The following is a 15,175-nucleotide window of genomic DNA, read 5'->3' on the forward strand; positions in this document are numbered from 1 at the left end:
ATGTTCGTTTCCTTATTGTAACATGAGCAGCTTCTTTCTAGACAGTATGGGCCAATACGAAAAAACCGCCTGCATGCAGGCGGCGGAGTGCAAAATATACAATAGATGATGCTTGGTCAGGATTCCATGACAACGGTATAATAGGACTCATCCAGATGGTCGGCCGCATCGGACAATCCCATCGCTCTGAGCTGGGATGTGACAAACGCCCGCAGACAGGAATCAGTGAACAGGTGTTTTGTTTGGGCGTCCCGTACAAAGGCCAGCCTGGACTCCTCCGTGGCATTCAGGAAAAATTCCTGGATTTCACCGCCGTCCCGCCCCCAAAGCAGCGTATCCGGCAGGCTAAACGGGGTGTGGGCACGCTGTTCCGAAGAGAGCGGCACAACGCCGAGCCCGTTCAAGGTTTGAACGGCGATACTGCGGCGGCGTCCCATGCGCAGATCCTTGATATAGCGGACCATGTCTTCAATCGGCTGAATGCCAAATCGGATCCGGAACAGCTCCCGCACCATCTGCCGCCGCTCGTCATAAACCGGGGCCTGACGCCGTGCCAGATCGTGCAAATAGGCGTCCGTATGCTCATAAAAATGAGTGAGCGGGCTATTATCCGTGTAGACAATGCTCAGAAATTCATGCAGATTGCGGGCGACCAGCCACACACCGTTCCAGTGCATGGGAGATACACAGACCACCGGAGCCTGTGCAAGATCGGCAATGGCGCCGAAATCGGTCAAAAAACCGTACTGGAGCCCGTCCACGCCCGCGCGAGCGAACGGGATGACATCCGGCGGGGTGGACATGTACCGTATTCCCCGGCCGTGCTCCATAATCAATCCCAGATCGAAATCGAGGGAGTGCCTGTTCTCTTCAAGCTCCTGTTCAAAGTCGATAAGTTCCTGGATCAGCGTCGACAAGGAGCCGTAGTTAATTTCAGAACCGGGCTTCATTCAGTTCTCCTCCCTTACTGATGACATGCAGTTGTGTTCGTTGGCCGACCGGAAGAGCGCGAACCAACGGATCTGATTGCGGGACCGTAACTAAAAAATTACGTGAAATTATACGAATTGTAAACCGAATTTATAAAAACTTCAGAAAATTGGTAAATAAGTATCATGAGATGCTTTTGTCAAATGAGCGTTAAACGCCGGTGATTCCCAGGGTCTAATCTAAATTATGTGATTCGAGGGTCGCTGGTGCACAAAGATTAGCAGAGGGGACAAAAACAATGGCATTACAAAAATGGCACCAGGCGGTATTTTTTGACGTAGATGATACCATGTACGATCATTTGGAGCCAACACGGGGCGCGCTTCAGCATGTGTTGGGGCTGGACGCCTCCTTTCCGTACGAGCCCGCCTATCATCGCATCCGTTATTACAGCGACAAGCTCGCGGCGGAAGGAGGACTGCTGCACAGAGCTCCAGGCACGCCGGAGCTGGAGGATATGCGTATACGCCGTTTCATGCTCGCCATGGGGGAATTCGGGATCGAGCTGACTTGGGAGGAGGCGGCCCGGCTACAGGCTGAATATTTGGACCGCCAGTATCGGATCACGCCTTTTGCCGGGGCCAAGGAACTAATGAGAGATTTGGCGGGAGCGGGGTTTCTGGTCGGGCTGATTACCAACGGTCCGGAAGAGCATCAGCTTTACAAAATCCGCGCTTTGGCGCTGGAGTCGCACGTGGCCCCTGAGCATGTTTTTATCTCGGGAGCTGTAGGCTATGCGAAGCCTGATCCGCGCATATTCGCTGCGGTGAACGAGCAAACTGGTACGACCGCCGACATGTGCTGGTATGTGGGCGATTCCTGGAGGAACGATGTGGTAGGCGCATCCCTGGCAGGCTGGAAGGTGTTATGGTTTAATCATCGCCAGACTGCGCCCGAGACAACGGAGCATTCCCCTCATGGAACGGCTGCCAGTTATGGCGAGCTGAGGGAATTGCTGCTGTCAGCCGCACGGTAAGAAAAACGTCCATCGACGCACCTCCAAAGAAGACAGACCGCGGTTAGCGGAAGTTTTTAACATCCATCGACGTACTTCCATAGATCCGGATCGCTACCTGAAAAGGGGGAGATTGAATGAGTGTGGAATGGAGAAGGGCAGAAAGCGTTTTGCAGCGGATTGAAGTCATCGGCACCCCGGACAATACGCCTGTTACTATCAACGGTTATGCGGAAGGTGTTCACTGCATCGGCATCGGCACGGATGCCGCGGTATTTACGCTGGACTCCATGCCGGAATATGCATTCAAGATCTACTCGGAACTGGCCGCGGAGAAAAAGAGCGCCGAAGCTACCGTTTATGAGAAGCTGCGGGGATGTCCTTTCTTTCCGGTATTTTACGGAGAAGGGGACAGATATATTGTGATCAGCTATGAGAAAGGAATTACCCTGATGGATTGTTTGCTGCAGGGAATTCCCGTACCGGAGCAGGTCATTCAGGATGTGGAGGAGGCCCGGGAATTTGTCAGATCCCAGGGGCTGAATCCAAGAGATATTCATCTTAAAAATGTGCTGCTGCAGAACGGACGCGCCAAGGTGCTGGATGTATCCGAATACGTCAAGGATGGTGACGACAAACGGTGGGAGCACCTCGTATGGGCCTATCACGCTTTTTATTCCGGATTTGCGGAGGCAAGGATTCCGTCCTGGGTCCTGGATACGATCAAAAATTGGTACTACAGGCTTGATAAGGCCAATCTGAATCTTGAGGAATTTGCCCAGCGGGTCAATCAGCTGTTTTCCCGCTGGATTAAATAGGGGCTCAGAATTGCTGCCTAAAAGTAAGTAAGGTCTCCTTAACCTCACTGGATAAGGAGACCTTTTCTGCCGCCAGGAAAATTTCAGCTCATATTTTTGCCATAATAGATTTCATCCATCTCAAGCTTGAGCCTGTCCGTGATTTCCTTCTGCTCCGTGGCGGACAGCTTTTCCTTTGTGTAACCGAACAGGTAGTTGTCCAGATCAAACTGCTTCAGTTTGCATTTGGTATGAAAAAGATGTTCCTGATACACATTCACGTCAATCATATCGTACTGATCCCTGATTTTTTCCGGAATGTAATTCTGGATGGAGCCGATGTCATGGTCGATAAACAGCTTGTGCCCGCTCACATCGCGCGTAAAACCGCGCACCTTGTAATCGATCGTCATAATGTCGGTGTCAAAGGAATGGATCAGATAATTAAGCGCCTTTAAGGGCGAAATTTCCCCGCAGGTGGATACGTCAATGTCGGCCCGGAAGGTGCTGATGCCCTCGTCAGGGTGATATTCCGGATAAGTGTGAACGGTGATATGGCTTTTGTCGAGAGACATGACGACAGCTTCTGGCAGGGGGCCGGGGGATTCATCGTAGGATTCTTCAGGCACTTCCACCACCGGACCTTCCGAGACCAGCACCGTCACACTGGCTCCCTGAGGTACATAATCCTGCTTGGCTATATTCAGCACATGCGCGCCGATGATCTCCGTCACATGCTTCAGGATCTCCGTCAGCCGTTCCGCATTGTACTGCTCGTCAATGTATTCAATGTAGGCTTCGCGTTCTTCCTTCGTTTTGGTATAGCATATATCATACATATTGAAGCTCAAGGACTTCGAAATATTGTTGAACCCATGGAGGGTCAGGCGCTGTTCAGGCGATAAGTTCATAGTCATTTCCCCTTATCATGGACATATGTCGATATTAATGTTCCCGTGCTGAATTTCCTTATTCGACAAAAAATGCTGCCCTGTGTACTATTCTTTTTTTACCCGTTCCGTTTTAATAGAAAACAGGGATAAAGCTGTCAAGGAAACAGGGGATGAACATTGCATGAAGTTCGTTTAACAACATATATGTAATAGTGAGTTCAAGAAAAATTTTTATGTCTGATTCTATTTTAGAATTATTATAAAAAAAGATTGATTTTTAACTAGGGGATATTTATAGTGGAAACATATCAAGCATACGAGGTGATTCCGTTAATGAGCAATCAAAATCATTTGACTACAAGCTGGGGAGCTCCTGTCGGGGATAATCAGAACTCCATAACTGCCGGCCAACGCGGCCCTGTGTTGATTCAGGACGTACATCTTCTGGAGAAGCTGGCCCATTTCAACCGTGAACGTGTGCCTGAACGCGTTGTGCACGCCAAAGGTGCCGGAGCCCATGGATACTTTGAAGTAACGAATGATGTGTCCAAGTACACCAAAGCAGCTTTCTTGTCTGAAGTTGGCAAGCGTACGCCAATGTTTATCCGTTTCTCCACCGTTGCCGGCGAGCTCGGTTCTGCTGATACGGTTCGTGATCCGCGCGGTTTTGCCGTAAAATTTTATACTGAAGAAGGCAACTATGATCTGGTAGGAAACAATACGCCGGTATTCTTTATTCGTGATGCGATTAAGTTCCCGGATTTCATTCATACACAAAAGCGTCATCCGCAGACTCATCTGAAAAATCCGAATGCGGTATGGGATTTCTGGTCCCTGTCTCCCGAGTCTCTGCATCAGGTAACGATCCTGTTCTCCGACCGTGGCATTCCGGCGACATACCGTCATATGCACGGCTTTGGCAGCCATACCTTCAAATGGGTAAATGCCGAAGGCCAGGGTGTATGGGTAAAATATCATTTCAAAACAGAGCAAGGCATCAAAAACCTGGATGTGGAGCTGGCTGCGAAGCTGGCCGGTGAAAATCCGGATTATCATACGGAGGATCTGTTCAACGCCATCGAAAAAGGCGATTTCCCTGCCTGGAAGCTCTATGTTCAGATCATGCCGCTGGAGGATGCGAACACTTACCGTTTTGATCCGTTTGACGTAACGAAGGTTTGGTCGCAAAAAGACTACCCGCTGATCGAAGTGGGCCGCATGGTACTGGACAGAAATCCTGAAAACTACTTTGCTGAGGTAGAGCAGGCTACGTTCTCCCCCGGCAACTTTGTGCCTGGCATCGAGGCTTCGCCTGACAAAATGCTGCAAGGGCGCCTGTTCGCTTACTCTGATGCACACCGCTACCGTGTAGGCGCCAACCATAACACACTTCCGATCAACCGTCCGGTTGCAGAAGTGAAGAATAACCAGCGTGACGGATTCATGAGAGCGGACGGAAATGGCGGATCCAGCACGTACTACGAGCCGAACAGCTACGGCGGACCGACGGAAGCGTCTGAGCATAAGACTACGCCGTTTGCGGTGTCCGGTCTGGCAGAAAGCACAAGCTACGATCATGACGATCACTACACCCAAGCCGGTGACCTGTACCGCCTGATGAGCGAGGATGAGCGTACCCGTCTGATCGCCAACATCGCCGCCGCGATGAAGCCTGTTGAAAAAGATGAAATCAAAATCCGCCAAATCGGCCACTGGTACAAGGCAGACCCTGACTTCGGCACCCGTCTGGCGCAAGCCCTCGACCTGCCCGTACCGCAAGGCGTTTAATATATAGTTACTTTAGCAGGTTGTGAGGGCTCGGAGAACGAACCATTCCTTCAATCGCTGTTGACCCTCCGGGTCAAAGGCGAACGCTCTGCTTTTCCGGAATTGCTTCGTCCTCTCTGCTGCTTCGTGCATGTCCCTACTTAAAAATAAATATTGAGAAAACATCGCCAATCTCGTGCGATGTCTAATCTGGCAAAAAAGGTCGAGAACTGAGTTTCCCCAGTTCCCGACCTTTTGTCCTTTATGCCTGGCTCTGATTAGGATTGGACCGCACTGCTGTTAGCCGCCAATCTGCGCTGCTTCCCGTTGACGAGCAGAATGCTCAGCACAATCAGTATGAGACCTGCGGCGAGATTCAGTGTGACATGCTCACCGAGGAACAGCACGCTGCAGGTGATCGCGATCAGCGGGATCAGGAAGGTGAACGAACCGACCTTGCTGGCTTCACCCGAGCCGATCAGCTTGAAGAAGGTGAGCCAGCCGAGGGCGATGACAAAGATGGAAATAAACAGCATGTCATAGATAAATACAGGCTCCCACCGGATGGCCGTCCAGTCCTCCACGACAGCTCCGGAAGCCAGCAGGACAATACCACCGATCGTAATCTGGATGGCGGTCATCCATAACGCATCAACCCTCCCGGAGGTTTTCTTCATATAGACGGTTCCGAGGGTCCAGGCCACGGCACTGCCAATGGCAAGGAAAATTCCCTCTGGCGCGATATGCCCGGCCAGACCGCCAATGCTGATGGCTGCAACCCCCAGGAAGCCGAGCAGCAGCCCGATCAGCTTCTTCCCGGACATTCCTTCGCCCAGCCACAGCCAGGCCGCAATGCCAAGCAGTACAGGCTGCAGGAATACGATGGCAGAGAATAGGCCTGCGGGAACATAGCCAAGCCCGATCGTCTGAAAACCGTAAAACAATACGATATTCAGCAGCGAGGAAATCAGATAGATGGGCCAGTTCTGTCTGAACCGAAGCTCCCGGAAGCGCGGCAGTGCAACCAGGATCAATAACAGACCGGCAATACAGGTCCGCAGTCCGGCGAACAGCAGAGGAGGAGTAAAATCCAATGCAAATTTGGACAAGGGCCAGTTGACACCCCACATGATAATAAGAAAAGCAAGATACACGGCTGTCCGTGATCGTGAAAGCTTCGGCAAGACTAACCACTCCTTTTATAACAATGCTTTATTAAGATTATAGATTTTATAACTCAACTTTCGCAGCATGAAATCGGCAAACAGGCCTGGATGTAACTGGGTAAAACGGGGATCCACTGCTGGAGTTGACGCTGAATCATCAGACAGCTTTGTTCTAGCTTTCTTGGAAGAAAGGATTTGCCCCACTCAGAGTCTCGTATCCAGAGTGAGACGGGTGTCTATAGGGTATGGTATCTGGTGTCCGTTACCTGATGCCTGATGCTTGTTGTCTCTCCATACAGCTTTGCATGATTATCCCTTTGGCTCAGACTCTCGGTCAGTTTCACATCACCTAAACGCTCTGCTTTCTCCTAAGAGCGCCTCATAATCTCGAACCGATCTGCTACAATCAAAAAATATATTATACCCATTCGATGATCCTGAATAGCGTAACAACAGGCATTTTCGTGCCTCACTTGATCCGTTGTTTTCTTTAACGTCCTAAAGTATATTTTCGGATCCCGGTTTTCTGTTTTTCTTTACCTGATCCAATGGGATAATCGTGCAAAGCTCCCGGACAGCGAGTTCACATGCCTTGCCACGGTCGACGGGCGGCTTGACTGTCAAGCAAGTTTTCAGCGGAGCTGAACAATTCTATACTCTCAAGAAAAACTACTGCTAAACGCGGTCTGTCTTCTGTGAATTTACGTCGATAAGACGTTTTTCTTATGATACAATGGTTTCAAATATAAATAAAATGAATGTTTGTTATAAGGAGCATACCGTTTACGTTATGACAAATACACAGCTGCAGTTATTAGTGAAAATTGCCGAAACCGGCAGCTTTACCAAGGCCGGGCATGCGCTCAATATGACGCAGCCGGCCGTGAGCCGGGCGGTATCCACATTGGAGGACGAACTCGGAGTAAAGCTCATCTTGCGCGACCGGCGGAACGGGATCGTCCTGACCGGGGTAGGCAGCCGGGTTCTGGTGCTGTTTCGCGAAATCCTGAACGGCTTTGAGAAGGTGGAGCAGGAGATTGCTGCCGAAAAGGGGCTGGAGGTGGGCATCATCCGAATCGGAACCTTTACGTCAGCCTCCGCTTATTTTCTGCCTAAAATCATTCGCACGATCGGAGAGAAGTACCCGAATTTGCAGTTTGATCTGCATGAGGGAACGATTGACGAGATTCGCAGCTGGCTCGAATCCCGTCAGATCGATGTCGGCTTTACGATTATGAAGGATGAGCAATTTGAGATGCTCCCGCTGCTCAGAGAGGAAATGTTTGCAGTTATCCGTGAAGATCATCCGCTTTCCGAACGGACTTCCATCCGGATTGAAGAGCTGAAGCATGAGCCCATGATTATCTGCAAGGGTGGTTTTGAGGCACCCATTTATGAGTTGTTCGCCCAGGCGGATACCCCGCTTAAACCCAAATTTGTCGTGTCCAACCTTACAACACTGCTGAATATGATTCACGAGGGACTGGGTTCTGCGATTATGTCCGGCATGATGCTGGCGTATCAGCCCTCAAATGTCACCACACGTGCCATTGAGCCGAGAGCATACCGGGATATTTATATGGCTGTACCGTCCTTTGACGAAGCGCCGCTGGCCGTAAAACTGTTTATCCGGACGGCGCTGGAGCTTTTCGGACCTGAAAAGAGCAGTTAATAAGCATTGACCGCCCGGATATTTGAAAGCTGACGGAGCGGGATCAGCTCAGCCACTGCTCGAAAAAGCGGCGGTAGCCTTCTTTCATCACCTTGCTGGAGAAGCGCTCCAGCGCATAGTCTTTGTTGTCCAATGACACGGTATGAGGGGAAGCCGCCGCCATATTGACGAGCTCAAACCAGTTCTGCTCATTGCCTGCAAAGGCATGGCGCGAGCCGATATGGCTGTAGCAGGGATGCTCAGGTTTGACGACGATTTTGCCCATTGCCAGGGCTTCCGTGAGCGGCATCGCAAATGTATCGAACTTGGAGCAGCTCCAGTACACCTTGGCCGTGTTCATGAGCGCAAATACGTCATCCTGGGATAAGGCGAACTGCAGCTTCACATTATGCGGGATGTCGTATTTTTTCATGCTCTCCTTATATCTTTCGCCCCCGAAGACCATGAACACTTCTTTGTCCGGGTTGCTGCGCGCATATTCCAGCACCAGATCCGGACGCCGGTTCTCCTCGTCCCTGCCGATCCACAGAATGCGGTTCTGCACTACAAGAGAAGGATCGAAATGCTTGTCCACGAGCTGTTCATTGAACCCGATGGGAATGACAGTGACGTCATGGACGCCGAATTTATCAGCCATTTCCCGTTTCAGAAAATCCGTCTGCACGATCGCCTTGTTCACAATCGAATAGAATGGCTTCATCATTTCGTAACCTGTCAGCGCGGGATCAGGAAAGCTGTGCGGGAACAGCACGCTTTTCTCGAAGAACATGTTCAAAAAAGTAAATCCGGACACAGTATAGATCACGTGCTCAATCTGCCGGGCGTACAGCTGATCCAGCACGATATCGTAGTTGACAAGATCACCTTTTTCATGTTCATAACCTGGCAGCCAGTCATAACCGCTGACATGCCGCTCGGGGGATATGAAGACAATCTCCACTCCCAGTTCGCTGCCGATCTGACGGAGCCTTTCCGCAAAAATACGCGGTCCCTGGGCTTCCGTAAATTGAATCTTCCTCATGACTAATCCGACTTTGGTCATTTATTGTGCCACCTTGTTTTTATTGTTGTTTTTGTTATGTTCAAAAAGCTCGTCCGCGCACTGTGTCAGGCTGTCCAGCGTTTCGCGGAGCTGGGTGCGCAGCGCTTCCTCCGGCCAGGTGCCGTCATCCCGTTCCAGATCCGACCGGATGAGCAGCAGCATCCAGACGGAGAAGACGGCCGCAAACAGGTAATATTCCCGTTTGAAATCCTGCGGATGCAGCACCGCACCGGATTGCAGCGCCTGATCCACATATGCATCCAATAAGCGGCTTCGGCTTTGCGGGCTCATACATTTCGGAAAGAGCGGATGGGACATGTCGATTAGATGGAACAGGTCCCACAGCCGGGAATTCAGATGAACATGCTCCCAATCCAGCACGATTAACCGGCCATTCACACGTGTGTAGTTGCCGAGATGTAGATCCCCGTGGCACAGGACATCCGCTTCTGTAAAGGGCTGGCGTTCAAGCAGGTCAAAGAGGGAGCGGACAGTAAGATGCTGTACCTCCAGGGACAGCAGGGCGGCTTCCGCCTCGGCTTGTCTTGCCCTTATGTCCGCGGCAATGTGCTGAATAGGCGGTTTTGGCCCTTGCAAAGGGACCTGTCGCAGCGCTTCGGTCGGCTGTCCATGCCACCATACCATATGTGGAATGACGCTTAAAGCAAGCTCGTCGTCATAGACATGACACATGGCTCCAAGATCCTCGAAGATCATCCAGCTGGTGTCCGGATCAAGAGTGTCCGACTTATCCAGCAGTTCGGGATAAATCGGCGGAAAGGAAGGCAGCAGATGCTCATAGACCCAGCGCTCCTTGCCCTCCTGTCCGTCATTGGTTAAAGGTTTGAAAATATAGCTTTCGTCAGGCGACACGTAAAAACGCTCCACATGCCTGCCGTTCATGCCGGTGTACAGTATCTCTCTTTTCCATATTCGCTGACCGTCGAGCGTACCGTCCGGCAGTACGTAATGCCTCAGCATCTCCATTCCTCCTGTCCTGTCTCAGGAACATCAATTTTTGCTGCGTTATACTATTTTCCAATGAAGGGGCTGGTATTTCAAGAGCGGGATATGGGAAAATTATGTGCTGCGTCATCCAGACCTGGCCGCATGCAGCGCCAGGATGAAAATGTATCAGGAGGCCTTACAAATGTACCATATTTACACACATAATGATTTGGACGGTGTTGGCTGCGGCATTGTTGCCAAATATGCGTTCGGGACCGATATTGATGTGCGATATAACTCCGTGGGCGGGATCAGCCAGCAGGTGGAGCGTTATCTGGACCGGGCAGAGGAAAAGGAAAACAATGATGTGCTGCTGATCACGGATTTGTCGGTAAGCGAAGAGGTGGAGGAGAGGCTGCAAAAATATGCCGCCCAGGGCGGTCAGGTGCGTCTAATCGACCACCACAAAACTGCGCTGCATTATAACACATATCCGTGGGCATCCGTGCACGTGGAGCATCGGGATGGCCGGCCAGCCTCAGCGACCTCGTTATTATACGATTTTCTCATCCGCCAGAAGCTGGTGGAGCCTGTGCAAGCGCTCGATGATTTCGTGGAACTGGTTAGGCTGTATGATACATGGGAATGGGAGACGGAGGGCAAGCAGCAGGCCAAACGGCTGAATGACTTGTTTTATATGATCTCCATCGATGAATTCGAGGAAAAAATGCTGGGACGTCTTCATGCCGGCGGTCCGTTTGCTTTTGACGAGTTCGAGGAGAAGCTGCTGAATCTGGAGGAGGATAAAATTGAACGATATATCCGCCGCAAGAACAGGGAACTCGTGCAAATTTTTATCGGCAAAGAATGCGTCGGCGTAGTGCATGCGGAATCCTACCATTCCGAGCTGGCCAGCGCTCTCGGCAAGGAGAACCCGCATCTTGACTATATCGCCATTCTGAATATGGGCGGCCGGAAAATGAGCCTGCGCACCATTCACGACGATATTGACGTCTCGGAAATAGCCGGACGTTATGGCGGGGGCGGACATGCCAAGGCTTCCGGCTGCACGCTGACAGAGGAGGTGTACCGGTCCTATGTGGCGGAAACCTACCCGCTGGAGCCGTTGCGGCCGGATGCTTTCCGCAATCGCTACAATGTAAAAGGCACCCCCTCCGGCTCGCTGTATGAAACCCATGACGGAACCAAAGTGCTTGTCAGGATGGAGGAAGAGGAATGGGTGACGGAATGGAGCGGCAAGGCAGCGGCTGATCGGTTCGGCAGCTTTGCCGAGGCGGAGCGGTATTTGAAGCGGAAGCATAAAGCATGGCTTGTACGTGACGATATTTACGTGCGCTGGCTGAGGGAAGAAGTGAGCCGGTATAAAGGTGCGGAAAGTTAGGGGTAAAGAGAAGGGGCGTCCAATGGTCCATGACCGGTTTGGGCGCTTCTTTGCCTCTAAAGCTTTAACTTCAAATGTTCCGGACGATATAATTGTACTGAACGAAACCGTGAAGGAGTGAAAGCTTTGTCCAATAATAAAATGCTGGAGATCATCGCAACCTCCATTGACGATATTCTGCAGCTTAACGAGAGCGGCGCCGACCGCATTGAGCTGGTCAGCGCGCTTTCAGAGGGAGGGCTGACGCCCAGCATCGGGCTGATCGAGAGGGCCGTGCAGGTATCTGCTTTGCCCATTCGAGTCATGATCCGGCCGCACAGCCATTCTTTTCGGTACAGCAGGGAAGATCTGGAGGTTATGGTCCGCGATATTCGGGCCGCCCGGAGCCTGGGGGCCGACGGGATTGTGCTTGGTGTGTTGACGGAGGAGCGGCGGATCGATACGGATGCTCTCTCATTTCTGCTGGCTGAGGCACGGGGCTTGTCCGTTACCTTTCATCGGGCATTTGATGAGGCGCGTGATTTGGAGGAGGCCTTTGACACTCTGGTGAAATTTCCGCAAATCGACCGGATTTTGAGCTCGGGTGGCTGTCCGACTGCTGTGGAAGGGATGGACATGCTTGCCCGTTTGCAGCGGCGTTCGCAAGGCACACCGATCCGTATTCTTGCGGGCAGCGGTCTGTCGGAGAGTAACCTTGCTGATTTTCTGGCGGCAACGGGAGTTGAGGAAGTTCATTTCGGCCGCGCTGTACGTTTGGAACAGAGGTTGGATGGGCCTATCGTTCCGGAATCGGTACGCCGGATCAAACGTCGCCTGCAATAAATACAGTTGGGTTGGAGCTGCCCAACCCAATTTTGAAAACTGCAATTTATTTCGTTCATGATAAAGTGACAAGAAGTGATTTACAGCGGAGATTAAGAGGCAGCCCAATGCGCCGGACGGGTGAGCGATGCGGGCAGCCTGGTCGAGCTATCTCCGATTGCGGCGTTGACTTGAAACTGGGTAAGAAAGAGACTTTCGCTGAGATCGGCTCCGCGGAGGTCTGTGTCCCGAAAGTCGGCTCCGATCAGATCTGCGCCTCTTAAATCCGCGCTTCTCAGGTCGGCAGCAATCAGGTAGGCTCCCCGCAAATTAACGCCTCTCATATCCGCCCCCTTCAGCTTGGCACCGATCAAATCCGCTCCACGTCCGTAATTCTTTCTGCGACGTGACGGTTTATGCCGTCGCAGCGCATCGTCTCTTACCAGTTCACTGGTCTGCAGAAGCAGGGCATTGACGTCAGCACGGTGCGCGTTGATATCAAGCTCCATCAGGGCAGCGGGATCAAGCCGGGTAAAATCCTCAGTTTGATTCAACGTCGAACGGAGCCTGTCATGAATGGGACGAGCCGCTTCCAGCGTCAATGCTTCATTCAGGTACCAGAGCAGTTCATGAAGCTGGCGCATGAGCAAAAAGACATTAAACATTTGCTTTGCGGATTCCGGCTGATGACGCCAGTCTTGTCCTTTGTACGTAAACTGGGATACCTTTTGCCCCGCACCAAAACAGTCAAATACAGTACAGCCTTTAAAGCCCCGCTCTCTAAGGCTGTCATGAATGCCGCAGCGGAAGTCCGCCCGCAGATTGGGGCAGGGCTGTCCCGCGTCTTTATCGGCAGCAAAATCGGCAGATGCGGCGAACGGAAGCGCGACACAGCATAACCCGAAGCAGCTCTCGCAATCAGCTTGCAGATTGTGGCGGCTGTTAGAGGGAAATTTCTGTATATTCATATAAGTAGTTCTCCTAACCATTAAGCTTTAGATTCATAGCGGCGTTTGGCCGGGCAATCGGGTTCACCAAGTTTCATCAAGATGCTGGGCATAATACATCAGACCACGTTTGAAGTATTGAAGCTTTTCGTCCGAGGTCGTCTCCAGCAGATTGGTCAGCACGATTTCCATGGCTTCCTTATAGGAATGAGTATTATATAGAGCCATTGCATGAAGGACCTGCAGCGCCCGGTTGTCAGGGAATTCTGCAACTCCCCGGCGCAGCGTTGCTTCAGCCTGCTCATAATGTCCCAGATATCGGTATGTGCTCCCAAGCCCGAGCAAGCATCTTTCCAGGTCCGGTCCGGATAAACCTAAATCCAGTGCCCGCACATAGTAAGGAATCGCCTGTTCTCCCAATCCGGAATTGTCATGAGCCACTCCAAGCTGGAAGACAATCTCTGCGTCATTGGGGCAGGCGGCGTCCAGTTCCAGTAAAAGGGCTATTGCATTTTTAAGGATATCTTGGTCCTGTTTGGCCCTTCCTTCCTCCCGCATTTGAATAGCTTCGGCTAAACGTTCTCTGGTCATAGATGTTTTATCCCTTCCTCATACTGATCTTGTCATATATTAACATAAAATATATAGTGTTGTTTATTGAGACGCCATTGGAAAAAAATCATATAAGGGTGTGACGTAATGATACAAGGTTTATATGAAGCGCACTTGCCTGTGAAAAATTTAGAAGTCTCCATCGCATTCTATCAAAAATTAGGCTTAAAGCTGGCATGGAGAGACAAAGACCCAATCAGGGAAATGCCTCGGTTTACTTTGAAGATCCGGATGGCAACAGCTTGGAATTGATGTGTTATGTCGATGTGCCGGATGAGCTCAGGCATATTACCGAAAAGCTGTCCCTGGAAGAGTGGGAGAATCTGCTTCATGATTCTTCACGGCCAAAATAATTGAGGTGTGTATAGGAGCCTTGAATTTCCCGCTGCTGTCGAGGCTTAGCAAGGCTTCCTCCAGATCTTTTTCGAATAAAGCCGCCTGATCTCCAAGGAATCGTCTGGCCCCATAGGAGGTTGAATACAGATTTCCAATGATCGATTCAATGGTCCATGTATGCTCGTAAATTGGCAGCCTGTGCACTTCTACTTCAAAGGGGGAAGCTGCAACGATATCTTCGTGACTGACGGTGGGATGAGTGTAGGTGGAACTTCCAGCTCTTCTTTCAGGACCGTACCATTTTTTAACAACCTCATCGACTGCAATTTGCCAATCTGTCGGCTCCTGCCTGTCAGGGGTATAGCTGTCAATAATGGCTACACCGCCGTTCTGTTCAATCCAGGGATATAACAGCTCAAGCACACGCGCTCTGTCCATCCAGTGGAACGCCTTGGCAATGATGACAAGTTTAAAAGACTCATGCTTAAGCTCATTAATATAGTTCTCTGCATTTCCATGAACCCAATCCACATTGCAAATCCGCATTTCTTCGGTTATCCGGTGCGCCTCCTGCAGCATTTCCGCTTCATTATCCAAGCCTGTAATTCTTTCAAACCAATCCGCGAATCTAACGGTGAATTGCCCTGTTCCGCAGCCCAAATCAAGAAGCTTGCCTTTTCCATTCAACTCAAAACGGTTCACGATCCATCTGATTAATTCAGCCGGGTAAGCCGGGCGGTATTTGGAAAAATACTGTGCTGTTCCTTTGAATAACTCCGGGCCGTAATCCTTCATGTCACAGATACCCCCTTCCAAGATAAAACAGTCACGAGTTAAACCCTAAATA

At 50.9% G+C, this 15,175-nt stretch carries 14 protein-coding genes and 1 pseudogene; 7 read left to right on the forward strand and 8 right to left on the reverse strand.

Annotated features, from left to right (window positions below):
• Positions 1 to 116 precede the first annotated feature (116 nt).
• Complete coding sequence (locus ACE5KN_RS06070; protein ID WP_375524466.1) at positions 117 to 950, reverse strand: hypothetical protein; 834 nt, start codon at positions 948 to 950, stop codon at positions 117 to 119.
• Between the two features lie 278 nt (positions 951 to 1,228).
• On the opposite strand from ACE5KN_RS06070, the gene ACE5KN_RS06075 reads away from it, so the two are divergent.
• Both ACE5KN_RS06075 and ACE5KN_RS06080 read left to right on the forward strand, forming a co-directional pair.
• The gene (locus ACE5KN_RS06075) at positions 1,229 to 1,966 is read left to right on the forward strand and encodes an HAD family hydrolase (RefSeq protein WP_375524467.1); all 738 of its coding nucleotides are present in this window, start codon (positions 1,229 to 1,231) and stop codon (positions 1,964 to 1,966) included.
• A 116-nt stretch (positions 1,967 to 2,082) separates the two neighbouring features.
• Positions 2,083 to 2,763: a serine/threonine-protein kinase gene (locus tag ACE5KN_RS06080; protein WP_375524468.1), complete on the forward strand. Its 681-nt coding sequence runs from the start codon at positions 2,083 to 2,085 to the stop codon at positions 2,761 to 2,763.
• A gap of 83 nt (positions 2,764 to 2,846) precedes the next feature.
• Here the strand turns inward: ACE5KN_RS06080 and speD are convergent, their stop codons facing one another.
• On the reverse strand, positions 2,847 to 3,653 hold the full coding sequence (gene speD / locus ACE5KN_RS06085; protein ID WP_375524469.1) for an adenosylmethionine decarboxylase: 807 nt from the start codon (positions 3,651 to 3,653) through the stop codon (positions 2,847 to 2,849).
• A gap of 315 nt (positions 3,654 to 3,968) precedes the next feature.
• Here speD and katA point away from each other — a divergent pair, with 315 nt between their 5' ends.
• The gene (gene katA, locus ACE5KN_RS06090; RefSeq protein WP_375524605.1) at positions 3,969 to 5,423 is read left to right on the forward strand and encodes a catalase KatA; all 1,455 of its coding nucleotides are present in this window, start codon (positions 3,969 to 3,971) and stop codon (positions 5,421 to 5,423) included.
• 257 nt (positions 5,424 to 5,680) lie between these two features.
• On the opposite strand, the gene ACE5KN_RS06095 is transcribed toward katA, so the two are convergent.
• On the reverse strand, positions 5,681 to 6,586 hold the full coding sequence (locus tag ACE5KN_RS06095; RefSeq protein WP_375524470.1) for a DMT family transporter: 906 nt from the start codon (positions 6,584 to 6,586) through the stop codon (positions 5,681 to 5,683).
• A 772-nt stretch (positions 6,587 to 7,358) separates the two neighbouring features.
• On the opposite strand from ACE5KN_RS06095, the gene ACE5KN_RS06100 reads away from it, so the two are divergent.
• On the forward strand, positions 7,359 to 8,240 hold the full coding sequence (locus tag ACE5KN_RS06100) for a LysR family transcriptional regulator (RefSeq protein WP_375524471.1): 882 nt from the start codon (positions 7,359 to 7,361) through the stop codon (positions 8,238 to 8,240).
• Positions 8,241 to 8,283: 43 nt separating this feature from the next.
• Here ACE5KN_RS06100 and ACE5KN_RS06105 read toward each other — a convergent pair whose 3' ends face one another.
• Both ACE5KN_RS06105 and ACE5KN_RS06110 read right to left on the reverse strand, forming a co-directional pair.
• A complete protein-coding gene (locus ACE5KN_RS06105) occupies positions 8,284 to 9,282 on the reverse strand; it encodes a glycosyltransferase (protein WP_375524472.1) in 999 nt (332 codons plus the stop codon).
• Positions 9,283 to 10,263 carry a phosphotransferase family protein gene (locus ACE5KN_RS06110; RefSeq protein ID WP_375524473.1) on the reverse strand — a complete coding sequence of 327 codons (981 nt, stop codon included), beginning with the start codon at positions 10,261 to 10,263 and terminating at the stop codon, positions 9,283 to 9,285. It lies immediately after the preceding gene.
• A gap of 169 nt (positions 10,264 to 10,432) precedes the next feature.
• On the opposite strand from ACE5KN_RS06110, the gene ACE5KN_RS06115 reads away from it, so the two are divergent.
• Both ACE5KN_RS06115 and ACE5KN_RS06120 read left to right on the forward strand, forming a co-directional pair.
• Complete coding sequence (locus tag ACE5KN_RS06115) at positions 10,433 to 11,632, forward strand: DHH family phosphoesterase (protein ID WP_375524474.1); 1,200 nt, start codon at positions 10,433 to 10,435, stop codon at positions 11,630 to 11,632.
• A 126-nt stretch (positions 11,633 to 11,758) separates the two neighbouring features.
• The gene (locus ACE5KN_RS06120) at positions 11,759 to 12,454 is read left to right on the forward strand and encodes a copper homeostasis protein CutC (RefSeq protein ID WP_375524475.1); all 696 of its coding nucleotides are present in this window, start codon (positions 11,759 to 11,761) and stop codon (positions 12,452 to 12,454) included.
• Positions 12,455 to 12,546: 92 nt separating this feature from the next.
• Here ACE5KN_RS06120 and ACE5KN_RS06125 read toward each other — a convergent pair whose 3' ends face one another.
• Both ACE5KN_RS06125 and ACE5KN_RS06130 read right to left on the reverse strand, forming a co-directional pair.
• Positions 12,547 to 13,422 carry a pentapeptide repeat-containing protein gene (locus ACE5KN_RS06125; RefSeq protein WP_375524476.1) on the reverse strand — a complete coding sequence of 292 codons (876 nt, stop codon included), beginning with the start codon at positions 13,420 to 13,422 and terminating at the stop codon, positions 12,547 to 12,549.
• Between the two features lie 42 nt (positions 13,423 to 13,464).
• Positions 13,465 to 13,971, reverse strand: a complete 507-nt coding sequence (locus ACE5KN_RS06130) for a tetratricopeptide repeat protein (RefSeq protein WP_375524477.1) — start codon at positions 13,969 to 13,971, stop codon at positions 13,465 to 13,467.
• Between the two features lie 108 nt (positions 13,972 to 14,079).
• On the opposite strand from ACE5KN_RS06130, the pseudogene ACE5KN_RS06135 reads away from it, so the two are divergent.
• Positions 14,080 to 14,345 (forward strand): annotated as a pseudogene (locus ACE5KN_RS06135) (VOC family protein).
• Here ACE5KN_RS06135 and ACE5KN_RS06140 read toward each other — a convergent pair.
• Positions 14,281 to 15,123, reverse strand: coding sequence for a class I SAM-dependent methyltransferase (locus ACE5KN_RS06140; protein ID WP_375524478.1), 843 nt, complete (start codon positions 15,121 to 15,123; stop codon positions 14,281 to 14,283). The pseudogene ACE5KN_RS06135 and the gene ACE5KN_RS06140 sit on opposite strands and share 65 nt — an antisense overlap.
• Positions 15,124 to 15,175: the final 52 nt, after the last annotated feature.

It is taken from the genome of Paenibacillus terreus, from assembly GCF_042138595.1.
In the GTDB taxonomy this organism is placed as follows: domain Bacteria; phylum Bacillota; class Bacilli; order Paenibacillales; family Paenibacillaceae; genus Paenibacillus; species Paenibacillus terreus.